19 protein-coding genes are annotated in these 25349 nt (G+C 72.4%); 9 read left to right on the forward strand and 10 right to left on the reverse strand.

The window, feature by feature from the left end; all coding sequences use genetic code 11:
- Positions 1 to 26 precede the first annotated feature (26 nt).
- Positions 27 to 2048, reverse strand: a complete 2022-nt coding sequence (locus ACR68M_RS06210; protein WP_441249411.1) for an oxidoreductase — start codon at positions 2046 to 2048, stop codon at positions 27 to 29.
- Between the two features lie 88 nt (positions 2049 to 2136).
- Complete coding sequence (locus tag ACR68M_RS06215) at positions 2137 to 2805, reverse strand: type 1 glutamine amidotransferase domain-containing protein (protein ID WP_441249412.1); 669 nt, start codon at positions 2803 to 2805, stop codon at positions 2137 to 2139.
- An 83-nt stretch (positions 2806 to 2888) separates the two neighbouring features.
- Between ACR68M_RS06215 and ACR68M_RS06220 the strand changes: the two genes are divergently transcribed.
- Positions 2889 to 3845, forward strand: coding sequence for a LysR family transcriptional regulator (locus ACR68M_RS06220; RefSeq protein WP_441249413.1), 957 nt, complete (start codon positions 2889 to 2891; stop codon positions 3843 to 3845).
- 7 nt (positions 3846 to 3852) lie between these two features.
- On the opposite strand, the gene ACR68M_RS06225 is transcribed toward ACR68M_RS06220, so the two are convergent.
- A complete protein-coding gene (locus ACR68M_RS06225) occupies positions 3853 to 4560 on the reverse strand; it encodes a TetR/AcrR family transcriptional regulator (protein WP_441249414.1) in 708 nt (235 codons plus the stop codon).
- A 254-nt stretch (positions 4561 to 4814) separates the two neighbouring features.
- On the opposite strand from ACR68M_RS06225, the gene ACR68M_RS06230 reads away from it, so the two are divergent.
- From ACR68M_RS06230 to ACR68M_RS06240, 3 genes are all read left to right on the forward strand, one after another.
- Positions 4815 to 6269 carry an APC family permease gene (locus ACR68M_RS06230; protein WP_441251525.1) on the forward strand — a complete coding sequence of 485 codons (1455 nt, stop codon included), beginning with the start codon at positions 4815 to 4817 and terminating at the stop codon, positions 6267 to 6269.
- 40 nt (positions 6270 to 6309) lie between these two features.
- The gene (locus tag ACR68M_RS06235; protein WP_441249415.1) at positions 6310 to 7947 is read left to right on the forward strand and encodes an amidohydrolase; all 1638 of its coding nucleotides are present in this window, start codon (positions 6310 to 6312) and stop codon (positions 7945 to 7947) included.
- 101 nt (positions 7948 to 8048) lie between these two features.
- Positions 8049 to 9395, forward strand: coding sequence for a glycosyltransferase 87 family protein (locus ACR68M_RS06240; protein WP_441249416.1), 1347 nt, complete (start codon positions 8049 to 8051; stop codon positions 9393 to 9395).
- Here the strand turns inward: ACR68M_RS06240 and ACR68M_RS06245 are convergent.
- The 4 genes from ACR68M_RS06245 to ACR68M_RS06260 form a co-directional block, all read right to left on the reverse strand.
- A complete protein-coding gene (locus ACR68M_RS06245; RefSeq protein WP_441249417.1) occupies positions 9311 to 9949 on the reverse strand; it encodes a DJ-1/PfpI family protein in 639 nt (212 codons plus the stop codon). The genes ACR68M_RS06240 and ACR68M_RS06245 overlap by 85 nt on opposite strands.
- Positions 9950 to 10065: 116 nt before the next feature.
- Positions 10066 to 11193, reverse strand: coding sequence for a GNAT family N-acetyltransferase (locus ACR68M_RS06250; protein ID WP_441249418.1), 1128 nt, complete (start codon positions 11191 to 11193; stop codon positions 10066 to 10068).
- Complete coding sequence (locus ACR68M_RS06255) at positions 11190 to 12494, reverse strand: ATP-grasp domain-containing protein (RefSeq protein WP_441249419.1); 1305 nt, start codon at positions 12492 to 12494, stop codon at positions 11190 to 11192. The genes ACR68M_RS06250 and ACR68M_RS06255 overlap by 4 nt, the downstream gene beginning before the upstream one ends.
- Positions 12491 to 13474, reverse strand: a complete 984-nt coding sequence (locus ACR68M_RS06260; RefSeq protein ID WP_441249420.1) for an aldo/keto reductase — start codon at positions 13472 to 13474, stop codon at positions 12491 to 12493. Before ACR68M_RS06260 ends, ACR68M_RS06255 begins: the two co-directional genes overlap by 4 nt.
- A gap of 133 nt (positions 13475 to 13607) precedes the next feature.
- On the opposite strand from ACR68M_RS06260, the gene ACR68M_RS06265 reads away from it, so the two are divergent.
- Positions 13608 to 16535: a non-ribosomal peptide synthetase gene (locus tag ACR68M_RS06265; protein WP_441249421.1), complete on the forward strand. Its 2928-nt coding sequence runs from the start codon at positions 13608 to 13610 to the stop codon at positions 16533 to 16535.
- A 21-nt stretch (positions 16536 to 16556) separates the two neighbouring features.
- Here ACR68M_RS06265 and ACR68M_RS06270 read toward each other — a convergent pair whose 3' ends face one another.
- Positions 16557 to 18077, reverse strand: a complete 1521-nt coding sequence (locus tag ACR68M_RS06270; RefSeq protein ID WP_441249422.1) for an APC family permease — start codon at positions 18075 to 18077, stop codon at positions 16557 to 16559.
- Positions 18078 to 18325: 248 nt separating this feature from the next.
- On the opposite strand from ACR68M_RS06270, the gene ACR68M_RS06275 reads away from it, so the two are divergent.
- The 4 genes from ACR68M_RS06275 to lysA all read left to right on the forward strand — a co-directional run bounded on the left by ACR68M_RS06275 (position 18326) and on the right by lysA (position 24181).
- Entirely contained in the window at positions 18326 to 19915 is a 1590-nt protein-coding gene (locus tag ACR68M_RS06275) for a B12-binding domain-containing radical SAM protein (protein ID WP_441249423.1), read from the forward strand.
- Between the two features lie 5 nt (positions 19916 to 19920).
- Positions 19921 to 21486 (forward strand): B12-binding domain-containing radical SAM protein, encoded by a 1566-nt coding sequence (locus ACR68M_RS06280; protein WP_441249424.1) that lies wholly within the window; start codon positions 19921 to 19923, stop codon positions 21484 to 21486.
- A 22-nt stretch (positions 21487 to 21508) separates the two neighbouring features.
- The gene (locus ACR68M_RS06285; RefSeq protein ID WP_441249425.1) at positions 21509 to 22771 is read left to right on the forward strand and encodes an MFS transporter; all 1263 of its coding nucleotides are present in this window, start codon (positions 21509 to 21511) and stop codon (positions 22769 to 22771) included.
- A gap of 99 nt (positions 22772 to 22870) precedes the next feature.
- Positions 22871 to 24181, forward strand: a complete 1311-nt coding sequence (gene lysA / locus ACR68M_RS06290) for a diaminopimelate decarboxylase (protein ID WP_441249426.1) — start codon at positions 22871 to 22873, stop codon at positions 24179 to 24181.
- Here the strand turns inward: lysA and ACR68M_RS06295 are convergent.
- Both ACR68M_RS06295 and ACR68M_RS06300 read right to left on the reverse strand, forming a co-directional pair.
- Positions 24178 to 24477, reverse strand: coding sequence for a hypothetical protein (locus ACR68M_RS06295; protein WP_441249427.1), 300 nt, complete (start codon positions 24475 to 24477; stop codon positions 24178 to 24180). The two genes, lysA and ACR68M_RS06295, sit on opposite strands and share 4 nt — an antisense overlap.
- Before the next feature lie 71 nt (positions 24478 to 24548).
- Complete coding sequence (locus tag ACR68M_RS06300; RefSeq protein ID WP_441249428.1) at positions 24549 to 25235, reverse strand: MerR family transcriptional regulator; 687 nt, start codon at positions 25233 to 25235, stop codon at positions 24549 to 24551.
- Positions 25236 to 25349 lie beyond the last annotated feature (114 nt).

Genomic DNA, 25349 nt, shown 5'->3' on the forward strand with positions numbered 1-25349 from the left:
CCCGAGCTGCCAACTGCCCCGCCGGGTCAGAACGTTGCGGCCAGCCGGGTGCCCTGGTCGATGGCGCGCTTGGCGTCGAGCTCGGCCGCGACGTCGGCGCCGCCGATCAGGTGCGGCGTCAGGCCGAGGGCGGCGAGGTCGTCGTACAGGCCGCGGCGGGGCTCCTGGCCGGTGCAGAGGACGACGGTGTCGACGGGGATGAGCCGGGCCTCGCCGTCGACGGTGACGTGCAGGCCGTCGTCGTCGATGCGGTCGTAGCTGACGCCCGCGATGCTGGTGACGCCCCGGTGCTTGAGCTCGGTGCGGTGGATCCAGCCGGTGGTCTTGCCGAGGCCTGCGCCGATCTTGCTGGTCTTGCGCTGGAGCAGGTGCACGGCGCGCGGCGAGACCGGGCGGACGGGCTCGGCGAGACCGCCGGGGGTGCGGTGTTCGGTGTCGACGCCCCACTGCTCGAAGAAGGCGGCCGGGTTCTGAGCAGCCGACTTGCCGGGGTCGGTGAGGTACTCGGCGACGTCGAAGCCGATGCCGCCCGCGCCCAGCACGGCGACCCTCGGGCCGACCTCGGCCTTGTCCCGCAGGACGTCGACATAGCTGAGCACGCTGGGGTGTCCGATGCCCTCGATGTCGGGCGTGCGGGGCGTGACGCCGGTCGCGACGACGATCTCGTCGTGGCCGTCGGCGGCCAACGCCGCCGCGTCCACCATCGCACCGAGCCGCAACTCGACGCCGTGGCTGGCCAGTTGATGCCGGTAGTAGCGGAGGGTCTCGTCGAACTCCTGCTTGCCCGGCACCTGGCGGGCGATGTTGAGCTGCCCGCCGATCTCCTCGGCGCCGTCGTAGAGCGTCACCGCGTGGCCGCGCTCGGCGGCGGTGACGGCGCAGGCGAGCCCGGCCGGGCCGGCGCCGACGACGCCGATCCGCTTGCGGCGGCGGGTCGGTGAGAGCACCAGCTCGGTCTCGTGGCAGGCGCGCGGGTTGACCAGGCAGGAGGTGATCTTGCCACTGAAGGTGTGGTCCAGGCAGGCCTGGTTGCAGCCGATGCAGGTGTTGATGGCCTCCGGGGCGCCCGCCCCGGCCTTGGCCACGAACTCCGGGTCGGCCAGCAGCGGCCGGGCCAGCGACACCAGGTCGGCGCGGCCTTCGGCGAGCAACTGCTCGGCCAGCTCAGGGGTGTTGATGCGGTTGCTGGTCACCAGCGGGATGCCGACGGAGCCCATCACCTTCTTGGTGACCCAGCTGTACGCGCCGCGCGGCACCGAGGTGGCGATGGTCGGGATGCGGGCCTCGTGCCAGCCGATGCCGGTGTTGATGATGGTCGCGCCCGCCGTCTCGACGGCCTGGGCGAGCTGGACGACCTCGGGGAGGGTCGATCCACCGGGGACGAGGTCGAGCATCGAGAGCCGGTAGATCAGGATGAAGTCGGCGCCGACCCGCTCGCGGACCCGCCGGACGATCTCGACCGGGAAGCGCATCCGGTTCTCGTAGCTGCCGCCCCAGCGGTCGGTGCGGTGGTTGGTCTGCGCGGCGATGAACTCGTTGATCAGGTAGCCCTCGGAGCCCATGATCTCGACGCCGTCGTAGCCCGCGCTGCGGGCGAGTTCGGCGCATCGGACGAAGTCCTCGATGGTCTGCTCGACCTGCTCGTCGGTGAGCTCGTTCGGCACGAAGGGGCTGATCGGGGCCTGCACGGCGCTGGGCGCGACGAGGTCCTCGTGGTAGGCGTACCGGCCGAAGTGCAGGATCTGCATGGCTATCCGGCCGCCCACCGCATGCACGGCGTCGGTGACGACGCGGTGCTCGGCGGCGGCCGCCTCGGTGGTCAGCATGGCGCCACCGCCCCAGGGCCGGCCGGCCTCGTTCGGCGCGATGCCGCCGGTCACGATCAGGCCGACGCCGCCACGGGCGCGGGTGGCGTAGAACTCGGCCATCCGCTCGAAGCCGTTCTCGGCCTCCTCCAGGCCGACGTGCATCGAGCCCATGATCACCCGGTTGGGCAGCGTGGTGAAGCCCAGGTCGAGCGAGCTCAGCAGGTGGGGGTACGCACTCATCCAGCGCCTCCTAGGCGAAGTCGTCGCCCCACGGTAGGTCCGCACCCCCCACTTATGCAACAAGTTGCATAAGGTCCTGCCGAGGTCGTTACACCTCCAGGGCCGCCAGCAGCGCTGCGGCGAGCGGCGCCGAGGAGGCCGGGTTCTGGCCGGTGACGAGGTTGCGGTCGACGACCACGTGCGGGGCCCAGGGCTCGCCCTCGACGAAGTCGGCGCCGAGCTCGACCAGCCGGTCCTGGAGCAGCCAGGGGGCCTTGTCCGCGAGGCCCGCCTGGGTCTCCTCGGCGTTGGTGAAGCCGGTCAGCCGGTAGCCGGCGAAGGTCGGGCTGCCGTCGGGGCGGACCGCGGCCAGCAGGGCGGCGGGGGCGTGGCAGACCACGCCCAGCGGACGGCCGGAGCCGAGCGCCGCCGTCAGCAGGGCGCCGGATTCGGCGCTCACCGCGAGGTCCTCCATCGGCCCGTGCCCGCCGGGGTAGAAGACCGCCGCGTAGTCGGCGAGGGTGACCTGCGCCAGCGTCAGCGGGCTCCGCAGCTCGGCGGCCCCGGCCAGCACCTCGGCCGTCTCGGGGGTGGCGCTCGCCGGGTCGGCCGTCGGCACCACACCGCCCGGGGTGGCCACCACCACCTCGTGCCCGGCCGCCGTGAAGGCCTGGTACGGCGCCACGAACTCCTCGGCCCAGAAGCCGCTCGGGTGCTTGCTGCCGTCCTTCAGCGTCCAGTGGTCGACGCCCGTCATCACGAACAGGATCTTCGACATGCCGTCTCTCATCTCACTCGGGCTCTCGCGTACCCCACGAACCTAGGCCCCCTCAGCCATCCGGCTCCAATAGGCTCGACGACATGAGCCATCAGGATTCCGATGGGACGACGGACGGGCCGACAGCCGAGCCGCCGCCCGCCCTCGACCTCACCCAGCTGCGCACCTTCCTCGCCGTGCACCGGGCCGGCTCGTTCACCGGCGCGGCCCGCCTGCTCGGGCTCTCGCAACCGACGGTGACCGCCCAGATCCGCGCCCTGGAGGCCCGGCTCGGGCGCGAGCTGTTCGAGCGCCGGGCGCGTGGCGTGCTGGCCTCGCCGTACGCGGACGATCTGGCGGCGCAGGTCGCCGCGCCGCTGGACGCCCTCGCGGCGGTCGCCGACCGGGGCGGGCCGGACGGCGCCGGGCCGGCCGAACCCGTCCACCTCGCCGGGCCCGCCGAGCTGCTCTGCACCCGCGCCCTGCCCGCGCTGGCCCCGCTCGTGGAGCGCGGCGTACGGCTGCGCATCAGCACCGGCCTGAGCGACGAGCTGCTGGACGGGCTGCGCGCCGGGCGGCACGACCTGGCCGTCGCCACCTCGCGCCCGCGCGGGCGGACCCTGCTCGCGACGCCGCTGGGCGACGAGGAGTTCGTGCTGGTCGCCGCCTCCGCCTGGGCCGCCCGGATCGGGCCCGACCGGGTCCGCACCGAGGGGCCGGCCGCCCTGCGCGGCGTCCCGCTGGTCACGTACGCCGAGGACCTGCCGATCGCCCGGCGGTACTGGCGGCACGTGTTCGGGCTGCGGCTCAGCTGCCGGGCCGCCGTGGTGGTGCCCGACCTGCGGGGCGTGCTCGCCACCGTGGCCGCCGGGGGCGGGTTCTCCGTGCTCCCCCGCTACCTCTGCCAGGACGAGCTGGCGGACGGCAGGCTGGTCGCCCTCCTCGAACCGGCCGACCCGCCGATCAACACCGCCTACCTCGTCCAGCGCCCCGGCCCGGCGGGCAACCCGCACATCGCCCTCGTCCGCGCCGAGCTGCTCCGCGCGGCCCGGCACTGGTGACCACCGGCTAACCCCGCAGCCGCTCCAGCCACTGGGCGGCCGCCGCGAGCAGCAGGTCCAGCGCCAGCGGGTAGGCCGAGCGCGGCATGTCGGCGATGAGCAGGTGGGCGGTGGCGGCGATGTTCGGGTGGGTGTGTGCGGGGAGCTGGGCGTAGCGGGCGTCCCAGACGGCGCTGTCGGCCTCGCGGGCGGCCTCGGGCAGGGCGTCGGCGGCGGCGTCCAGTATGGCGTAGCCGAGGCCCTGGTCGACGAAGGCGTGGTAGATCCTGACCGCCTCCGGGTCGGGGAATCCGGCGCGGCGCAGCACGCCGAGGATGCCCTCGACGGCGTTCATCTCGTTGTGGCGGCCGGTGGTGCGGTACCCGGCGAGGCGGGCGGCCTGCGGGTGGGCCCGGTACGAGGCGTGGATGCGCAGGCCGATCGCGCGCAGGTCGGCCTGCCAGTCGCCGGTGGGCTCCCAGCCGCGCTGGGCCCGCCCGATCAGCTCGTCGGCGACGGCGAGCAGCAGGTCGTCGGCGTTGCGGAAGTACCGGTAGAGCGCGCTGGGGTCGGCGCCGAGGGCCAGGCCGAGGCGGCGTACGGTGAGCGCCTCGGCGCCGTGCTGGCCGATCAGCCGCAGGGCGGTCTCGACGATGATCTCCTCGGAGAGCACCGTGCCGGTCTTGGTCGGCTTGCGGCGCCTGCGCTCGGGCCCGGGTACGACTCGTTCACTCATCGGAGGACCACCCCTTCGCCGCCCGCGCACCGGTTTCGAGGCCGGGCACACCGCGTCTTCGACGTCCGTACACCGTGCGACGTGCCGCCACCTTATGTCAACGGCGTTGACGCGTGAAGGCCGCCGGGAGTTTCATGTCCACCCACCGGGGCCGTGACCAGGCCCCTCGGGTCAAGGTGGTGGGTGCGTTGAGAGCAGAAACCCAGGGCGCGGCGAGAACCGGCGGCACGACGGCCGGTGGCACGCACACGACGATGCACAAGTCGCTCGGTGTGGTGGACGGCGTGGTGCTCGCCGCGTCCAGTACGGCAGCGACCTCCAGCATCGGCATCGGCCTCGGGCTGATCGCGGGCGTGGTTGGGCTGCACCTCCCGGCGATCATGCTGGTGTCCTTCCTCCCGGTGCTGGCCATCGCCGGGGCGTACGGACGGCTCAACAGGGTCGAGCCCAACGCGGGCAACGCGTACACCTGGGTCGGCCGCTCGCTCAACCCCTGGCTCGGCTTCCTGACCGGCTGGGTCAACGTCGTCGGCACCGTCGTCTTCCTCGCCTACACCACCACCGTGACGGGCTCGGCGCTGCTCCAACTCGCGGGCCAGGCAAGCCTGCACAGCATCGGCGGGCTCGCCCTCGACCCGGATTCGACCTGGCAGTCGACGCTGATCGGCCTGTTCGTGCTGGTCGGCGCGACGCTGATCGCCATCCGGGGCGTGGCGTTGGCGACCCGGCTCCAGAAGTACCTGCTGATCTTCGAGTACGCCGTGCTGCTGGGCTTCTGCGGCTACGGCCTGTTCGCCGGTGACCAGCCCTTCTCGCTCTCCTGGTTCGACCCGTTCGGCATCCCCTCGCTGAGCGCGCTGGCCCAGGGCATGGTCCAGGCGGTGTTCTGCTACTGGGGGTTCGAGGCGGTGTTCACCGTCGGCGAGGAGGTCCGCGACCCGCGTGACGCCTCCCGGGGCGGCATGATCGCGCTCGTCACCGTGCTCGGACTCTTCCTGCTCGCCTCCACCGCCTTCCAACGCGTGCTCCCGATCGACGAGTTGGCCGGCAACGGCGCCCACGGCCTGACCTTCTTCGGTGAGCGGCTCGCCCACCAGCCGCTGGCCGCCCTGCCGTTGGTCGCACTGACGCTCTCCGCCGTCGCCTCGCTCCAGGCCAACGTCATCCCCTCCGCCCGTGGGATGTTCGCGATGGGCCGCGACCGCACCGTCGGCCCGGTCTGGACGCGCATCCACCCCCGCTACGCCACCCCCGTCGCCGGGACCCTGCTGCTCACCGCCATCGCCGGCGTCATCTCACTGGGCACCCTGGTCATCCCGACCGTCACCGAGCTGATCAACGCCGCCGTCAACGGCATCGGCATCGTCGTCGCGCTCTACTACGCGCTCACCGCCATCGCCGCCGCCGTCCGCTTCCGGGGCCTGCTGCGCACCGCCCCGCTGGAGGCCCTGCGGGCGGTCGTCGCCCCGCTGCTCGGCGCGGTCGTGCTGCTCGGCGTCGGCGGCTACCTCGCCTGGACGTTCTACGACTCCGCCGACCACTTCGAACTCAGCGCCGACAACGGCTGGTTCCAGCTGCTCTGCCCCGGCCTGATGATCGCCAGCGGCCTGCTGGTCGCCGCCTGGGCGCGCTACGGCCGCCGCTCGGAGTACTTCGTCACCGGGCGCGGCACCGACGCCGAAGCCGGTGACCTCCTCCCCGGGGTCTGACCCCCACCCCCAGCATTTCGACGCACTCTGGAGCACCACCATGAACCACGCCGACCTCGTCTTCACCGACGGACCGGTCTTCACCGCCGACGCCGCCCGCTCCCGGGCCACCACCCTCGCCGTCACCGGCGACCGGATCACCGCCGTCGGCCACGACGAGGTCCGCGAGCTGATCGGCCCGGACACCGAAGTCGTCAGCCTGGCCGGCAAGCTGCTGATCCCCGGCTTCCAGGACTCGCACATCCACGCGGTGTACGGCGGGGTCGAGCTCGGCGAGTGCGACCTGAGCGGGACCACCGGCCCGGACGAGTACCTGCGGCTCGTCCGGGCGTTCGCCGACGCCCACCCGGAGCGGGCCTGGATCACCGGCAGCGGCTGGTCGCTGGAGAGCTTCGAAGGCGGCCTGCCCACCCGGCAGTTGCTCGACAGCGTGGTGCCCGACCGGCCGGTCTACCTGCTGAACCGTGACCACCACGGCGCCTGGGCCAACACCCGCGCCCTGGAGCTGGCCGGGCTCACCAGGGATACCCCCGACCCGGCGGACGGCCGGATCGAGCGCGAGCCCGACGGCACCCCCAGCGGCACCCTCCAGGAGGGCGCCACCGGGCTGGTCGCCCGCCTGGTGCCGCCGACCACGGCCCAGGAGCGGCTGGACGGGCTGCTCCGGGCGCAGGAGCTGCTGCACTCGCTCGGCATCACCGGCTGGCAGGACGCCCTGCTCGGCGTCTTCAACGGCCAGCCCGACCCCTCCGACGCCTACCTCACCGCCGCCCGCTCGGGCGCGCTGACCGCCCGGGTCAACGGCGCGCTCTGGTGGGACCGCGACCGGGGCTCCGAACAGATCCCCGAACTCGTCGCCCGCCGCGCCGCGTTGCGGCACGGGCGGTTCCGCGCCGACTCCGTCAAGATCATGCAGGACGGCATCGCCGAGAACTTCACCGCCGCCCTGGGCTCCCCCTACCTGGACGGCTGCGGCTGCGCCACCGGCAACAGCGGCCTCAGCTTCGTCGACCCGGCGGCCCTGCGGGAGTACGTCACCGAGCTGGACTGGCTCGACTTCCAGGTGCACTTCCACGCGCTCGGCGACCGCGCCGTCCGCGAGGCCCTCGACGCCGTCGAGGCCGCCCGCCGCACCAACGGCCACCGCGCGACCCGGCACCACCTCGCCCACCTCCAGGTGGTCGACCCGAGCGACCTGCCACGCTTCGCCCAGCTCGGCGCGATCGCCAACATCCAGCCGCTCTGGGCCGCCCACGAGCCACAGATGGACGAGCTCACCATCCCCTTCCTCGGCCCCGAGCGCGCCGCCTGGCAGTACCCGTTCGGCTCACTGCTGCGGGCCGGTGCCACCCTCGCGGCAGGCAGCGACTGGCCCGTCAGCAGCCCCGACCCGATCGCCGGCATCCACGTCGCCGTCAACCGGCTCGAACCCGACGCCGACCACGACCGGGTCTTCTACCCCGAGCAGCGCCTCGACCTCACCACCGCCCTCGCCGCCTACACCGCCGGCTCCGCCCACCTCAACGGCTACGACGACGCCGGCACCCTCCGAGTCGGCCAGCTCGCCGACCTGGTCGTCCTCGACCGCGACATCCTGACCGCACCCGCCGCCGAGATCGCCACCGCCCGGGTCGAGCAGACCTTCGTCGGCGGCGCCCGGGTGTACAGCCGGAGTTGAGCGGTCGGCCGGGGCGACGAGGCCGTGAGGATCCTCGTCGCCCCGGCGCGCCCGGGGGGCGGTGGATGACCGCAGATCGACGGACCTCACAATTACTCGGTATGCGGACCGCCAGACAACAGACCGACCCGACCCCCTCCCACCTGCGGGCACCACGCACCCGCGTCCCGGCGGCGGCGTGGGCCGTGCTCTGCTGGCTGCTCAGCCGGGCCGTGCTCGTCGCCGGCGCGCTGAAGATCGGGCCGTTCGCCACCGACGACCCGCTCGACTACTCGGTCTCGCACGTCTACCACGGCTGGTTCGACGTACTTGCCTCAGGCCGCTTCCCGGTCGGCGACGTCACCTGGCAGTACCCGCCCGGCGCCGCCGGGGTGATCCTCGCCCCCGGGCTGGTGCCGTTCGTCGGGTACGACCGCGCGTTCGTGCTGCTCTGCGCGCTGTGCGACGCGGTGGTGCTGGCCGCCCTGGTCCGCGCGGGCCGCCGGGCGCCGGAGGGCGGCGGCCGCGCCGCCGGTCCGGCAGCGGCCTGGCTGTGGACGCTCGCGCTGCCGCTGCTCTGGACCGTCCCGTGGACCCGCTTCGACATCGTGGTGGCCGCGCTCACCGCGACCGCGCTGCTGGCCGGCGCCCGGCGCACCCCGCGCGGTGACGGGTGGTTCGGGGTACTGGTCGCGCTCGGCACGCTCGTCAAGGCGTGGCCGGTGCTGCTGCTGATCGGTACGGAGCAGGGCCCGCGCACCCGCCGGTCCTGGGCCGCCGCGCTGTCGGCGGGCGTGCTGGCGTCCGGCGCGGCCGTGCTGGCCGCCCCCGGGGCCTTCGACTTCCTGACCGCGCAGCGCGAGCGCGGCGTGCAGTTCGAGTCGCTGGGGGCGCTGCCGTTCCACCTCGCCCGGCACCACGGCTGGTCGGGGCGGCTCGCGGTGCACTACGGCTCGACGGAGTTCCTCGGCCCGTACGTCGGGCTGGTGACGGTGCTGAGCGAGGTCGGGACCGTGCTCGCGCTCGGCTGGCTGGTGTGGTGGCGGCTCACCTCGGACCTGCGGGGCGGGTGGGTGCTGCCGGACGCCGCGCTCACCGCCGTGCTGCTGTTCACCGTCACCAGCAGGGTGTTGAGCCCGCAGTACCTGGTCTGGCTGGTGGCGCTGGCGGCGGTCTGCCTGGTGCACCCCGGGACCTCGCAACGGCCGGTGGCCTACCTGGTGCTGGCCGCCTGTCCGCTGACGATGGCGGTCTTCCCGTTCATGGGCCGGGCCCTGGTCGACGGTTCACCGACCGCCGCCGGGCTGCTGGCCGCCCGCGATCTGCTGCTTCTGGGGGCGGCGCTGCTCTCCGCCCATCGGCTCCGGCGGGCCACCCGCCGCCCTCAGCCGCCCGTCACGACGAGCCCGCTCGCCCGCAGCGAGGCGACCAGCTCGGGCGCGGCGGTCGCGACCGAGCCCGCGTCGTAGGGCGGCCGGGGGTCGTACTCGACCACGAGTTGGATGGCCTCCGCGGTACGGTCACCCGCGATCCGGCCCGCCAGATGCAGGGCCAGGTCGATACCGGCGGAGACCCCGGCTGCGGTGGCGTACTTGCCGTCGAAGACGACGCGTTCGTCGCACGGCACGGCGCCCAGGGCGGCGAGCTGGTCGAGGACGGCCCAGTGCGAGGTCGCCCGGCGCCCGGCCAGCAGCCCGGCGGCCGCCAGCAGCAAGGACCCGGAGCAGACCGAGGTGGTCCAGGAGGTGGCGGCGTCCGCCGCCCGCAGCCACTCCAGCACCGCGCGGTCCGCGAGCAGCGCCTCGGTGCCCGGCCCGCCGGGGATCAGCAGCAGATCGGGGGCGGTCACCTCGGCCAACGGCCGCTCCACGGTGAGCACCAGACTGCCGAGGTCGCTGCGCACGGGCCCGGCCGCCACTCCGGTGAACACCACCTCGGCCCCGGGCAGACGACCCAGGATCTCGTACGGGCCGACGGCGTCCAGGGCGGTGAAACGGTCGTAGAGCAGGATCGCGATCTGCACGGCGGGGCTCCCTCGGTCGGCGGTCGGCACTGCCGTTCACCCTCGCAGCGGGCGCTGATGGCGGCAATGACGTGCTTCCCACCTTTCCTGCCCTCGCCTTCCTGCCCTCATGGGTGTCAGGCGATGGCGTCGAGGTAGTCCTCGCCGGGGAGCGACAGCGTCGCGAGGACGGCCGGGGAGCTGCCCGGCGGGGGCCACACCAGGGCGTGGGTGCTGCGCAGCCGGGCGCCGCGCAGGAGTTTGCCCCGGTAGGCGCCGGTGCCGAGGTCGACCCAGTCGAGGCCGCGCTCGGCGGCCAGGGCGAGTGGCTGGTAGACGGCCAGGTTGAAGTACGCGTAGGGGCCCGCGTCCTGGGCGAACCCGGCGGCGCGGACGTGCAGGGTGTCGCCCCAGGCATAGCAGAGGGCGAAGCCCGTGAGGCGGCCGTCGCGGCGTTCGAGCATCACCTCGCTCCAGTCGTCGAGGCAGCCGGCCTGCTGCTCCAGGTAGGCCGTCATCGCCTCGTCGGTGTCGTCCTCGCCGTACCTGCGCTGCAACCGGCCGAGCAGTGGCCCGGCTTCGCGGTAGCAGGTGGAGAGCCGGGCGCGGTGCACCGAGCCGCCCGAGGCGGCGAAGGCGCGGGCCTCGCGCTGCCACTCGCGGCGGCGCCGGGCCGAGCGCTCGGCCTCGACCGTCGCGACGGGGATCACCGCCTCGGCGGAGAGCGGGGCATACGAGGGGGTCGGCAGGCCGGGCGCGTGCTCGGCGAGGGCGGCCAGGCACTCCTCGGCGTGCGCCTGCGGCGCGTACAGCATGGCCATCGCCGCGGCACCCACACTCTGCGCCAACTCCCCGGCTGCCTCGAACAGTCGGGCGATCACCCGGGAGCGGCGCGGGCCGGGCAGGGCCGGGCCGACCAGCGCGCCGCCGTGGTAGCCGGCCCGGGAGCCGAGCAGCAGCAGCGGCATCCAGAGCGGCCGGTCGGCCTCTGCCCCGGCGCCCAGCCGGGGTACGGCGAGCAGGTCGAGCGGGTGGTACGCCTGGTTCATCGAGACGCCGGAGCCGCCGCGCCAGAGGTAGCAGGGCAGGGCGCCGACCACCGTGCCGTCCCGCTCCTCCGCGAGCAGGTAGCGGCTCTCGTAGTCCTCGGAGCGCTCGGCCCAGGCCAGCCAGGGGTGACCGAGGTAGACCGTGCGGTCGGCCGACAGCCGGGCCCAGAGCGCAGGTTCGAGTTCGGTGACGCTGCGGACGGACCGTACTCTCATCCGGCCGGCTCCCCCTCGGGCAGCGCATCCCCCTCGCACGGCCCGTCCCCCTCGTACAGCCCGTCCCGCTCGATCTCCCGGACGCGCCGGTAGTCGCGCTCGATCTGCCCGGCGTCCGCACCGAGCAGGTAGAGGTGCCCGGGTGAGCTGAACAGGTCGACGGTGCGCCGGACTTCGGCGCCGGCCTGCAGGGCGTCGACCGAGCCGCAGAGGTAGCTGGGCAGGGCGCGCAGGGCCTTGAGCGGAGCGGCGGCGATGTGCCCGCCGTGCGGGGCGATCAGGCAGACCACCCGCAGGCTGCGCCGCAGTTCGTAGTCGGTGCCCGGCAGCCGGGCGAAGCCGCCGGGGTCGGTGTAGGCGTCGACGGTGAGCGAGACCTGACTGTGGCCGGTGGCGGCGGCCGGGCCGCGCGAGGTGACGGAGCCCTCCAGTCGGGCGCCGACCTCGATCAGCACCGGGCCGCGCAAGGTGTGCATCACCTCGGCGTGCGCGGGGCCGTGCGCGATACCGAGGGCGTCGAGCACCCGCACCACATAGGCGGCCAGGGCCCGTTGGGTCTCGCCGACGGGCGGCAGCAGATCCTGGTGGTCGTAGACGACGGCGCCGTCCACGCTCGCGCGCTGCTCGCGCCAGATCTCGTGGACGTGGTGCCGCCCGTCCCGGCTCACGGTGTTGACGAAGTACTGGTCGCCGACCAGGAGTTCCTGGGCGAGGACGCGCTCGTTGAAGCCGCCCATCTGGTCGGTCCGCAGGTGGATGCGGTCGAAGGCCGCACGGGCCTCGCTCTCGTCGGCGCAGATCGCCACCGAGTCGGAGCCCGCGCTCGCCAACGGCTTGACCACCAGCGGCCAGTGGCCGCCCGCGTCGGCCCAGGCGAGCAGCTTCTCGATGTCGTCGGAGACGGTGCTCGCCGCCGCGTCCACCCCGGCCGCGCGCAGCGCCTCGACCATCGCGTACTTGTCGCGGCGCGAGGGGCTGAGCCGGGTGCCGTTGCCGGGCAGGCCGAGCCGCTCGGCCAGGTGGTCGGCCGCACTGACACCCCACTCGGAGCCGGGAATCACCAACGAGGGCTGATGGATAGCCAGTTCGGCGACCGGGTCGTCCACCGCGCCTGTGTCCACCACGGCCAGGTAGTCCTCCGGGCGGAAGGCCCGGCGGAGGGCGGGCGGCACCTCGCCGGGGCTGAACGCGGCGACGGCGCCCCAGCCGCGCCGGGCGAACTCCGGGGCCAGCTGCGCACCCGTCGAGACGGGGTCGACCACGACCACCACCGGGCGCCCGGAGGCCCCGGCGCCCGTCACTGGGACCACTCCGTCGGCACCCGGTCCCAGCGGTGGCGGCGCAGCGCGGCCATCAGCGTGTCCGGGAGCGGGGAGCCGTCGCTGACGGCCAGGTTGGCGCGGACGTGCTTCGGGGTGCGCATGCCCGGGATGACGGTGCTCACGGCGGGGTGCTGGAGGATGAACCGCAGTGCGAGCTCCGGCATGGTCATCCCCGCCGGCACGACCTGGCGCAGCCGCTCGGCCCGCTCCACACTGGCGGCGAGGTTGGCCGGGACGAAGTAGCTGTTGCGCCAATCCCCTTCGGGCCAGTGGGAGTCCGGGCTCAGGGTGCCGGTGAGGGTGCCCTCGTCGAACGGCACCCGGGCGATCACCGCGACGTCGTGCCGGGCGCAGACGGCGAACAGCTCGTCCTCGGGCGCCTGGTCGAAGATGTTGTAGATCACCTGGACGGCGTCGACCAGGCCGGTCTCCAGGGCGGCCAGTACGTTGGCCGGCTCCCAGCGGTTGACGCTGATGCCGACCGCTTCGACCAGGCCGCTGCGCTTCATCCGGGCCGCCTGGTCGAGCCACTCCTGCTCGCCCGCCCAGCTGTCGTCCCAGACGTGGTACTGCATCAGGTCGATCCGCTCGACCCCGAGGTTCTTCAGGCTGAGCCGCAGGTACTCCTCGACGTGGGCGTCGGGGAAGACCTCGGCGAAGCGCGCACCCCGGCGGGGCGGCCAGTTCCGGTCCAGCGGTGGAATCTTGGTGGCGAGCCGGAGCTGCCGGTCGGGGTGCTCCCGCCACAACTCCCCCAGCAGCAGCTCACTGTGGCCCCGGCCGTAGATCCAGGCGGTGTCGAAGAAGGTGCAGCCCTCGGCCACCGCGAGCCGCAGCGCCTCGCGCCCGCCCTGCTCGTCACCGCCCGTCCAGCCACCGGGGCCGCCACCGATGCCCCACATGCCGTAGCCGATCTCGCCGACTTGCCATCCAGCCCGACCGAAGCGACGAAGACGCACCGGTGGAACCCCTCTCGGACGTAGGGTCAATCGTATTGGAACAGTACAGGATTGACCTTGCCATGACCGTGAGGGGAGCACTGTGCAGTCCGCGCTTCGACACCAACTCCTGGTCGGTTTCCAGGGGCGCCGGGTGCCCTACCCCAGCGACCGGACGACCATCCATCTGATCGAGGAGCAGGCGCGGCGGGCACCCGACCGGCCCGCGCTGCTCCGGGACGACTCCTGCCTCACCTACGGCGGCCTCCTCGCACTGGCGGCGGCCTGGGCGGGCGAGCTGCGCCGCCTCGGGGTCCGCCGGGGCGACTTCGTACCCGTGATCACCGGCGGCGGGCCGGAGTTGGCCGTGGCGATGCTGGCCGCGATGAAGCTCGGCGCGCCGTTCGTCCCCGTGGACGACACCTGGCCCGAGCACCGCCTGCGCGAGAGCGTCGCCGCGCTGCGGCCCCCACTGGTGGTACGCACCGGGCCCGGCCCGCTGCCCACGCTCGGCCCACCCGCGCTCGGCCTGCCGGTGCTGCGCCTGACCGGCCTGGCGGCGCCCGGCTCCGGCGCACCGCCGGTGAGCCACGCGGCTCCAGGGGCAGGCGAGTTGATCTACGGCTTCTTCACCTCCGGCTCGACCGGCCTGCCCAAGTGCGCGCTCAACGGCCATCTCGGGCTGCTCAACCGCTTCCTGACCATGAGCCGCCGCTTCGGCACCGGCCCGGACGTGGTGCTGCAGAACAGCCGCCACGTCTTCGACTCCTCGCTCTGGCAACTGCTCTGGCCGCTCACCAAGGGCAGCCGGGTGGTGCTGCCACGCCGGGAGGGCATCCTCGACCTCACCCGGACGGTCGACGAGATCGCCCGGCACCGCGTCACGATGACCGACTTCGTGCCCTCGGTCTTCAACACCCTGGTGGAGCTGCTCGACGCCGACCCCGGCCTGACCGCGCGGCTCTCCTCCCTGCGGCACCTGCTGATCGGCGGCGAGGCGATCGACCCCGGCGCCGTCCGGTCCTTCCGCGCCCTGCTGCCGGAGGTCCGGCTCACCAACACCTTCGGCCCGACCGAGTGTTCGATCGGATCGGTGTTCCACGAGATCGTCGACGAGGACACCGGCGCGATACCGATCGGCCGCCCGATCGACAACACCTGCGCGGTGCTGCTGGACGACAGCGGACGCCTGGTCGAGCCGGGCCGGGTCGGCGAGATCCACCTCGGCGGGGACTGCCTCGGCGCGGGCTACCTGCACGACCCGGCCCGGACGGCCGCCGCCTTCGTGCCGAACCCCTTCCCCGAGATCCCCGGCTCCCGGCTCTACCGCTCCGGTGATCTGGCCTGGCAACGGCCGGACGGGCTACTGATGTTCGTCGGGCGGCAGGACCAACAGGTCAAGCTGGGAGGGGTGTTGATCGACCTGCTGGAGGTGGAGGCCGCCGTCGCCGCGCACCCCCGGGTGCTGCGGGCCCGCGCGCTCGTCCACGGCGAGGGCGATCTGCGCAGCCTGGTCTGCTGCGTCACCACCGACGGAGCCCCGGCCCCGACCCCTGCGGAGCTGGAAGCACACAGCCGCGCCCTGCTGCCCCCACACGCCGTCCCGCGCACCTTCCTGCCGCTCGACCGGATGCGGCTCACACCCAACGGCAAGACCGACCGCCGGGCGCTCGCCGAGCTGACCGCCGCCCACCTGGCGGGTCACGCCGGCACCGGGCCGCTCACCCCCGCCGAGCGGGCCGTCGCCGAGCTCTGGCAGAGCCTGCTGACCGACCTGCACCACGCCCTCCCCGGCCCGGATGCCGACTTCTACGCCCTCGGCGGCAGCTCGCTCACCCTCCAGCGGCTCTCCGCCGCCCTGCACCGCACCCTCGGCCTCCGCATCGCGCCCCGGCAGCTCGCCGCCGCCGCGACACTGCGCGAACAGGCCGCCCTGCTGAGCCACGGCGGAGCCGGGCCCGCCGACCGCACCCTGCTGCTCGCCGACCTGACCCGCACCGCCGACCTGCGGCCCGCCCCCGGCCCGCCGCCCACCGGGGAGCCGCGCACCGTCCTGCTCACCGGCGCGACGGGCTTCGTCGGCGCCCAGCTGCTGGCCGAACTGCTCGACCGCACCGACGCGGTGGTGCACTGCCTGGTCCGTACGGAGGACCAGGCAGGCCACCTCACCGAGCTCGGGCAGCCGAACGACCGGCAGCGGATCGTCCCCGTCCTCGGCGATCTCGCCCGGCCCCGGCTCGGCCTCACCGACCAGCAGTGGGCCCACCTCGCCACCCACCTCGACTCGGTGCTGCACAGCGGCGCACTCGTCAACCTGCTGCTCGGCTACCCCGGCCTGCGCGGGGCCAACGTGCTCGGCACCGAGGAACTGCTACGGCTCGCCACCACCGGCAGGCCGAAACGGCTGCACCACCTCTCCACTCTCGGCGTCTTCCCGAACGAGCCGGGCAGCGGGCCGGTACTGGAGGAGGACCACCCCGGCGAGACCCTGCCCGAGGACGGCTACGGCCGCTCCAAGTGGGCCGCCGAACGGCTGCTCGCCGCCGCCCGCCGACGCGGCGTGCCGGTGACCGTCCACCGGCTCGGCGAGGTCATGCCGCACTCCCGCACCGGCGCGGGCAACCGGCGCTCCCAACTCGATCTGCTGCTGCGCAGCTGCGCCCGCCTCGGGCTCAGCCCCCGTACGGCGGCCGTCACCGACTGGACCCCGGTCGACGAGGTCGCCGCCGCCGTGGTCGGCGCCCTCCGCGCGGGCCGGGAGAACGAGACCTTCCACCTGCTGCGGCCCGGCTCCGTCCGCCTCGACCGCGCCCTCGCCGCCCTGGGCTCCCTGGTGCCGCTGCGCCCGGTCGACTACCCCGACTTCCACCGGGCCGTCACTGCCGACGACCGAAGCACCGCCCTCCAGGCGCTCCTCCCGGACCCGTCGGCCGAACCGGACGGCCTGCGCAGCCTCTTCCAGGACGCCCGCACCCGCTTCTCCGCCAAACGCGGCACCGAACTGGCCGACTCCTGCGGCCTCCCCTGGCACCCCACCACCGACACCGAACTCCTCGCCTACGCCCGCCGGATCACGGCCTGACGCAACCGGCCGGCCACAGGGCTATCGAGAGCGCCGCCGGGTCGGCGCCCCTGCGGCCCAGAAGGCGACGGCGATCAGGACGAAGACCACCAGCGGTACGGCCTCCGTCGCCAGGTAGGTCCACCGTTCGGAGGGGGCCCAGCCGGACGGTGCGTAGCCGGGGCCGAACCAGTCGGAGCCGAGGCCGGGGAGGAGGAGCTCCACGGTGGCGAAGGCGATCAGGACGGTCAACAGCCAGCCCACCGCACGGGGGTACCGGACCCGGTAGGGGCGGGGGACGTCGGGGTACTTGCGCCGCAGGACCGGCAGGGCGGGGAAGATCCCGAGGTAGCTGAGCAGGGTGGTGGAGACCGCGAGCGAGAGCACCGCACCGAAGAGCTTGGCGGCATTGCCCTCGGTGAGCTGGTGGGCGAGCACCAGGACGCCGGTGGCGACCAGCCCGCTGAGCAGGTTGACCCGGACGGGGGTGCCGAGCCGTTCGGAGATGACGCCGAGCGCACGCGGCGCGGCGCCGTCGTAGCCGGAGACGGCCAGCGCCCGGTCGGTGCCCATCAGCCAGGCGACGCCGGAGGAGAGCACGGTGAGGATGAAGAGCGCCGCGCAGACGTCGCCGAGGGCCAGACCGGCGCCGCTGAGTGTCACGGCGCCGTCCGCCCCGGTGGAGCCGCCGTAGACGGTGAAGACCTGCCGCATCGCGTCGAGGAAGCCGCCGAGCCCGGTGACGGCCTTGGCGGGCAGGACGACCAGGATGCCGAGGATCGGCACGCCGTAGAGCAGGACGGCGAGGATGCCGCTGCGGAAGATCGCGAAGGGCACGTCCCGCTGGGCGTCGACCATCTCGTCGCCGGCGCTGTTGGGCAGTTCGAAGCCGACGAAGTTGAACATCAACACCGGTACCAGGGCGACGAATCCGGCCCACCCGGGGCTGAAGTCGGCGGCGCCGAAGCCGTGCACACCGTGCTGCGCGGCATAGGCCACCACCGTGACGGTGAAGAGCCCGAGCAGCACCAGCCGGGCCCAGCCGCCCAGTACCGGGATCCACTTGCCGATCCGGAAGGAGAGCACGGCGGCCAGGATGCCGAACCAGACGAACCCGAGGGTGAAGAGGTAGAAGCCGAGGGTGCCGAAGGGTCTGCCGTCCCGGAAGAAGGTGGTGAAGGCCGTCACCGCGGAGACCGAGAGGGTGCCGCCGAGCCAGACCGGGTTGGTGACCCAGTACATGAAGTTGTTGACGGCAGCGGCGAGATGGCCGAAGGCGAGCCGGACCCAGAGGTAGGGGCCGCCCTCCTGCGGGAAGGCGGTGCCGAGCTCGGCGGTGAGCAGGGCGGAGGGGACGAAGAAGACGACCGCGAGCACGATCATCCAGGTGAAGGCCTGCGGCCCGTGGGCGGCAACGGTGCCGATGGTGTCGAGGCCGACGAGTGTGCAGAGCAGGAAGAAGAGGATGTCGAAGCGGCCGAAGTGGCGCTTCAGCTTGCGGAGTTCGAGATCGGATTCGTCGGTGCGAAGGACCGGCGCGGCGAGGGGGGCTGAGGTGTCCACGGTGCAGATGCTGCACATCGGTGCGACGCCGCACAAGAAGGCGTCAGAATTTCCTCCGAAACAGCATCGGCGCCGAAGAATTTCTCCCGCAGAACCCTCGTTACGGACATGCCTGCTGAATGATCTATCGTCAAATAATCTTCCAACTTCCTTGCAATCATTAGTTCTTGACCGATCGTCCGGGATTCGGCAAGACTGACTCCTTCGAGCGACCCCGCACTTCGGCCACTCTCCTGGGAGTCCATCGCGTGAAGGTCAACCTCTACTACGCACCATTCCCCTCGCAGATGTTCCGTGGCTGCGACGAGCCCATCAACACCGAGCGGCCGCTGAATCCCAAGAGCGCCCTGCCGACACTGGCGACCGGCCTGCGGATGTTCTCCCGGAGCATGGGGTTCGACTGCGACATCGAGATCGTCGACATGCAGCTCGGCGGTCAGCGCGTCCCCTACAAGACCATCCCGTACGGCCCGCACCTGCTGGACTGCTTCCGCTTCGGCTCTCCGTTCGAGGACTACGTCGAGACCGTCAAGGACGCCGAGATCCACGGGCTGACTTGCAACTTCACCAACAGCGCGCAGATCACGGCGGATCTGGCGCAGTTCATCAAGAGCGTCAACCCGAAGGCGTTCGTGGTGGCCGGCGGCGTCGACCCGACGGCCCGGCCGCAGTACTACCTGGAGCGCGGCGTCGACCTCGTGGTGCAGGGCGAGGGCGAGTGGGTGTTCTCCCGGGTCGTCCAGGCCTGGGCCCAGGGCGGCGCCGAGGGCGTGTTCGGCGCCGCCGTGCCCAACACCGCGACCCGGGCCCGGACAACCCCGAAGGTCGACATGTCGCACCTCCTCGACATGAACACCCTGCCCCCGATGGCACTCGACCTCGTCGGCGACCTCTCCCGCTACACCGACACCGCCGAGGGCCCGCCGCCGGAGGGGGTCGGCAGCAACTTCATCTGCTGGGAGACGTCCAGGGGCTGCGCCTGGCGCTGCTCGTTCTGCACCGCCCCCTCCCGTGGCAAGTACCGCTACATGTCGCCCGCCGCCGTCGAGAAGCACCTCAGGTACTTCCGCTCGCTGGGCATCCGCACCATCGTCTGGCAGGAGGACAACCCGCTCTCCCGCATCCAGCAGAACGGCACCGGCCACTTCCTGTACGACAGCGGCCGGGAGGAGCTGCTGGAGATCTTCCGGCTGTGCCGCGAGTACGGCTTCGCCTGGGAGTTCGCCAACGGCATCGAGTTCGGCAAGTTCAGCCGGGGCGGCCACTTCGACCACGAGCTGGCCGAGGCACTGCTCGGCAACGACAAGTCGGCGGACGGCTGGACGGGCTGCTACCGGGTACAGATTCCGCTCGACAACATGAACATCGGCAAGAGCCGCTTCCCCAAGCTGCTCGGCTTCGACGAGCAGGTCGATATCCTGGCGACAATGCTCACCGACTACGGCGTGGGCCACCAGACGTACGACCTCTTCATCGGGTACCCGGAGCAGGACGCCGCCGCCATCGACCAGTTCAACGAATACTGCCTGCGGATCAAGGACGAGTTGGGAACCCTCGGCGGCTCGGCCTACCAGCCGTACTTCAACGTCTTCAACCTCTCGCTGCTGCCCGGCGCGCGGGACTGGACGACGCTGCACAATCTGCTGGCCTTCGACGTGGAGGCGGACCCGGAGGTGATCGGGATCTTCCTCTCCGCCATCGACACCCCGCACTTCAGCTACTGGGACATCTACCGGAAGCGGCTGGAGATGACCAACTCGCTCAACGACCGGGAGCTGCACCGTCTTTACGACGGCATCTACGCGGGCAGCGGTTCGATCGCCGGCCCGGGGGTGTGAGCGGCATGCGCGTCGACCTGTACTACGCCCCCTACCCCGGCCAGCGGTTCGCCGGGGAGGCGGAGACGATCAGCCCCGTCCGGGTGCTCAACCCGAAGAGCGCGCTGGCCACGCTCGCGGCCGGCACCCGCAGCTACCTCGCGCAGTGGGGGGTCGAGGCCCAGCTGCGGATCATCGACACCCAGGTGGACGAGGACGAGCCGGTGCTCTACAAGTCCTTCGCCTACGGGCCGCGCACCATCGAATGCCTGCGCTACGGCGGCCGGTTCGAGCGCTACGACGGCACGCTGCGCGAGGCCGACGTCATCGGCATCTCCAACAACTTCACCAACTCGGCGGGCTCCGTCGCCGACTTCGCCAAGCACGCGAAGGCCGTCAACCCGAACGCCCTGGTGGTCGGCGGCGGCATGGACGCCACCGCCCGGCCGGAGTGGTACCTCGACAACGGCTTCGACGTGATCGTCCAGCTGGACGGCGAGTACCTCTTCGCCAAGGTGGTCGAGGCCGTCGCCAAGCGGCAGCCGCTCAAGGAGGCGGTGTTCTGCCGGGAGTACCACGGCGGGCACATCGTCTTCGGCGGCCCGACCCTCAACCTCGACGAGCTGGAGCCGATGGCCCTCGATCTCGTCCCCAACTACCAGGACTACAACGACACCGGCGAGGGCACCCCGCCGCAGAGCGTCGCCACGCCGTTCATCTGCTTCGAGTCCTCCCGGGGCTGCTACCGCACCTGCTCGTTCTGTGCGACGCCGATGCGCGGCAAGTACCGCCACATGTCACCCGAGGCGGTCGAGAAGCACTTCGCGTACTTCCGCGAGATGGGCATCCGCAACATCCTCTTCCAGGAGGACAACATCCTCTCCCGGCTCCAGCGCAGCGGCCGGGGCACCATGCTGCACCGCAGCGGCCGCGAGGAGGTCTTCGAGATCTTCCGGATGGCCCGGGAGTACGGCTTCTCCTGGGAGTTCGCCAACGGGCTGGAGTTCGGCAAGTTCCTCGACCTGGGCAAGCCGGATCTGGAACTGATGGAGCACCTGTTCTGGAGCGACCGCTCCGGCGAGGAGTGGCGCGGCTGCTACCGGGTGCAGATCCCGTTGGAGTTCCTCGGCGATGACCCGACCGCCAAGTTCAACAAACTGCGGGGTTTCGAGGAGGAGTTGGAGATCCTCGACGCGATGCTCGGCTTCGGCGTCACCTACCAGACCTTCAACGTGCTGATCGGCCACGACGGCGACGACCGGGCGGCCATCGACCACTACCTGCGCCGCAGCCTCCAACTGCGCGAGGCGCTGCTCAGCCGGGATTCCCGGGTGGTGCCGTACTTCAACGTCTACAACCGCACCCTGCTGCCCGGTACGGCCGACTTCCGGGACAAGCACCAGCGGCTGGAGTTCGACATCGAACAGAACCCCGAGGTGATCAGTGTCTATCTCTCGCCGATGAACAGCGAGCATCTCTCCTACTACGATCTTCTCGACGAACGACTCCGCATGATGCGGGAGTTGAACGGCGACCTGATCGACCAGTACGACGGTATTCACCGCAAACCGCTGATCGAGACCAGCGGTTGACGCACGAGGAGTACGGAACGACGTGACGGCACCACCGCGCCGGCGGTACGGATTCGGCGCCCTGTGGCTCGGCCAGAGCCTCTCGCTGGCCGGCACCCAGGTCGGCATGCTGGCCATCCCGCTGGTCGCGGTGGTGTCACTCGGCGCGAGCGCCGGGCAGTTGGGGGTGATCGGGGCGCTGCGCTACCTGCCGTTCCTGCTCTTCGCACTGCCGCTCGGCCCGCTCGTCGACCGGGGAGACCGCCGACGGCTGATGCTGATCGCGGACGCCGCACGGGCGGTACTGGTGCTGGTCGTGCCGGTGCTGTACGCGGTGGGCCGGCTGCACCTGTGGTGGCTGTACGTCGTGCCGTTCCTGCTCGGCATCTTCCAGGTGCTCTTCGACTCGGCCTATCTCGCCTTCGTACCCCAACTCGTGGGCCGGGCGAGGCTGACCCGGGCCAACCGCAACCTCCAGGCCAGCCAGTCCGCCGCGGACCTCGGCGGGCCCGGCCTCGGCGGGCTGATCTGCGGCGCGGTCGGCGCACCTGCCGCCCTGCTGCTCGACTCGGTCTCCTTCGTCTGCTCGGCCGTCACCCTGGCGCTGATCAGGCCGGTGGCCCGGCAGTCCGTCGAGAAGCTGCCGCGCGGCAGCGCCCGGCAGACCGCCGCCGCCTGGTGGCAGGACGTCCGGGTCGGGCTGGTGTTCGTCTTCGGCCAGCCCGAGCTGCGGGCCCTGGCCATCGAGACGGCCGTGTTCAACGCCTGCGAGCAGGGTGCCCTGGTCCTCTATCTGGTCTATGCGGTACGGGAGTTGGGCTTCTCGCCGCTGCTGCTCGGGGTCTCCCTGGCGGCGGCGGGTGTCGGCGCACTGATCGGCACCTTCTTCTCCGAGGGCTCGGCCCGCCGGATCGGCCTGGGCCCGACCATCGTGGCCGGCTCGGCGGTCGGCTGCGGCGCGTACCTGCTGGTGCCCGCCGCAACGGGCAGCCGCCCGGCCGTCTTCGCCGTCGTGTGCGCGGGCTTCGCCCTCTCCGGTCTGGCCACCGGCGTCTCCAACGTGCTCCAGGTCTCGCTGCGGCAGACCCTCACCCCGGATTCGCTGACCGGCCGGATGACCGCCTCCTTCCGGTTCGTGGCGTACGGCACGGTGCCGCTCGGCACCCTCGCGGGCGGCGCGCTCGGCACCGCGATCGGGCTGCGCGAGGCGCTCTGGGTGATGTCCGGCGCCCTGCTGCTCGGGCCGCTGGCGATCATCTGTTCGCCGCTGCCCCGGCGGCGCGCGCTGCCGGAACCTGCGGTCTGACGGATGATCAACACGCCCTGCCGGTAACGTGTTCGACCCACCGGCGCCGATAGAATCGCCACGACTGAACCGACTGCACGGCTCTCGGAAGGACGCACGGTGGACAGGTTTCGCTACCACGACGGAGTGCTGCGTTGCGAGGGGGTGGACCTGGAGGCGTTGGCCGTCGAGCACGGCACTCCGACGTACGTCTACTCGCGCGACACCTTCCGCACCCACCTCGCGGATCTGACCGCCGCCTTCGCCGAGTTGGACCCACTGGTCTGCTACGCGGTGAAGACCTGCAGCAACCTGCACCTGCTGCACGAGCTCGGCGCGGGCGGCGCGGGCGCCGACGTCGTCAGCGGCGGCGAACTCCACCGGGCCCTCACAGCGGGCATCCCGGCCGAGCGGATCGTCTTCGCCGGGGTCGGCAAGTCCGAGGAGGAGCTGCGCGAGGCCGTCGCCGCCGGGATCGCCTGTGTCAACATCGAATCCGAGTCCGAGCTCGAACTCCTGGCCCGCGTCGCCCAGTCGATGGGCCGCACCGTCCGGGCCGCGATCCGGGTCAACCCCGACGTGCAGGGCCACGGCACCCCCGAGAAGACCACCACCGGCACCAAGGGCAGCAAGTTCGGCATCGACCTGGAGCGGGTGCCCCGGCTGTTCACCCGCGCCGCCCTCTTCGACCACGTCCGCCTGATCGGCGTGCACGTGCACCTCGGCTCGCCGATCTACTCCCCCGAGCCGTACGTCACCGCGCTCACCCGGGTGCTGGAGCTGGTCGACAAGCTCCGGGCGGACGGGCACGAGATCGAACTCGTCAACATGGGCGGCGGGTTCGCCGCCGAGTACGAGACCGGCGTCGCCCCCGGCTGGGGCGCCTACGCGAACGCCATCGTGCCGGTCCTCAAGCCCTTCGTCGAGGGCGGCGGCCGGGTCGTGATGGAGCCCGGCCGCTCGATCGCCGCCAACGCGGGCGTACTGCTGACGCGGGTGCGCTACCTCAAGGACGCCGGGCCGCACCGCGTCGCCATCGTCGACGCCGGGATGAACAACCTGATCCGCGCCGCCCTCTACGACTCGTTCCACTTCATGTGGCCCGTCCGCCCGGCCGACGGCCTGGTGCCCCCGGGCCGCGCCGAGCGGGTCGCCCTGCCCGGCCTGAGCACGTACGACATCGCCGGGCCGATCTGCGAGTCCACCGACTACCTCGCCCGCGAGCGGGAGCTGCCCAGGCTCACCGAAGGCGATCTGGTCTGCATCTTCGGCGCAGGCGCCTACGGCATGGCGATGGCCAGCCAGTACAACTCCTCGCTGCGCCCGGCCGAGGTGCTGGTCGACGGCGAAGGCTCCCGGCTGATCCGCCGCCGGGACACCTACGCCGACCTGGTCGAGGCGGAACTCGGGCTCCCGGGAGGCGAGTTCTAGGCGGGCCCGGCCGCGAAGGCCGCGCGGACGGCCTTCAGCGCGTCGTCCAGCGTCGGGGCGAGTTCGTCGTGGCCGGTGAAGCCGTCGTCCTCACCCGGGTCGACCGTCCAGCCGTAGCCGGTGTCGGGGTGCCCGTCGATGGTCGCCGAGTGCCGGTCGCTGCTCACCGTGACGGCGACGTTCCCGGCCGGGAACTCGGTGATCTCGGTGTGCACCTCCCCCAGGACACGCCTGACGGCCTCCCGGGCACTCTGCGCATTACTGACGCCCTCGGTGTTCACGACCTCATCGCTCATGACAGCGGCCTCCTCGGCACCAATCCGGCCCCCGGCTCCACAGTAGGGGCCTGCCTGACAATTCGCGGCGGCTACAGCCCGTAGCGGCGGGCCGCCTCCTGCTGCTGGGCGAGACCGCGCAGGCCCAGCAGGACGGGATCGAACAGCACCGCGGAGGCGACGGCCTCCTCCACCTGTTCGACGGAGGTGCGCAGACGCTCCATCCGGTCGAGGTCGTGGACCGCCGTCTGCTCCATCAACCGGGCGTACGGCGCGAGGTCGTCCGCGTCGAGCGGGTAGCCGAGCCGCTGCAGCGAGGCGACCGTCGCGACGAGCTCGCGGTAGACCGGGGAGAGCGGGCCGATCGCGGCCACGTCGGCCCAGCCGAGCCGGGCGATCAGGTCGGAGATCTGCCGGCGGGCGGCAGCCGTCGCGGGGTCGTCCTGGCCGGCCTCGTCCTGCCCGTGGCCGTCCTGCTCGGCTTCGTCCGGCGCGGCTTCGGTTGCCCGGGGCAGCGCCCAGAGCGCGGCGCCGAGCCGGGTGGTGCGCCCGAGCGACTCGTCGTCGACCTGGACGAGCACCTCGCGGACGGCGGCCACCGACATCCGCCCGACCTGGATCATCGCCCGCACCAGCCGCAACCGGCGCAGGTGCGACTCGTCGTACTCGGCCTGTGTGGCGTTCACCAGGCGGCCCGGCGGCAGCAGGCCCTCACGCAGGTAGTACTTGATCGTGGCGATGGAGACCCGGCTCTGCTCGCTCAGATCGGCCAGGCGCATGGTCTTGTGCCCCTCATTGAATAGTGCCACTATCCGATGCATTGGACAGCGCGACTATCCAATGCGGGACCATCCAATCACGGGCGGGCGCAGCCGCACCGCCGGTCGCCAGGG

Source organism: Kitasatospora sp. McL0602 (assembly GCF_052076145.1).
In the GTDB taxonomy this organism is placed as follows: domain Bacteria; phylum Actinomycetota; class Actinomycetes; order Streptomycetales; family Streptomycetaceae; genus Kitasatospora.

What these genes read in the sequence shown, in the direction of transcription:
- ACR68M_RS06210 (WP_441249411.1), bottom strand. Translation starts at nt 2,048, where the DNA reads ATGAGTGCGTACCCCCACCTGCTGAGCTCGCTCGACCTGGGCTTCACC.
- ACR68M_RS06215 (WP_441249412.1), bottom strand. Translation starts at nt 2,805, where the DNA reads ATGTCGAAGATCCTGTTCGTGATGACGGGCGTCGACCACTGGACGCTG.
- ACR68M_RS06220 (WP_441249413.1), top strand. Translation starts at nt 2,889, where the DNA reads ATGAGCCATCAGGATTCCGATGGGACGACGGACGGGCCGACAGCCGAG.
- ACR68M_RS06225 (WP_441249414.1), bottom strand. Translation starts at nt 4,560, where the DNA reads ATGAGTGAACGAGTCGTACCCGGGCCCGAGCGCAGGCGCCGCAAGCCG.
- ACR68M_RS06230 (WP_441251525.1), top strand. Translation starts at nt 4,815, where the DNA reads ATGCACAAGTCGCTCGGTGTGGTGGACGGCGTGGTGCTCGCCGCGTCC.
- ACR68M_RS06235 (WP_441249415.1), top strand. Translation starts at nt 6,310, where the DNA reads ATGAACCACGCCGACCTCGTCTTCACCGACGGACCGGTCTTCACCGCC.
- ACR68M_RS06240 (WP_441249416.1), top strand. Translation starts at nt 8,049, where the DNA reads ATGCGGACCGCCAGACAACAGACCGACCCGACCCCCTCCCACCTGCGG.
- ACR68M_RS06250 (WP_441249418.1), bottom strand. Translation starts at nt 11,193, where the DNA reads ATGAGAGTACGGTCCGTCCGCAGCGTCACCGAACTCGAACCTGCGCTC.
- ACR68M_RS06280 (WP_441249424.1), top strand. Translation starts at nt 19,921, where the DNA reads ATGCGCGTCGACCTGTACTACGCCCCCTACCCCGGCCAGCGGTTCGCC.
- ACR68M_RS06295 (WP_441249427.1), bottom strand. Translation starts at nt 24,477, where the DNA reads ATGAGCGATGAGGTCGTGAACACCGAGGGCGTCAGTAATGCGCAGAGT.
- ACR68M_RS06300 (WP_441249428.1), bottom strand. Translation starts at nt 25,235, where the DNA reads ATGCGCCTGGCCGATCTGAGCGAGCAGAGCCGGGTCTCCATCGCCACG.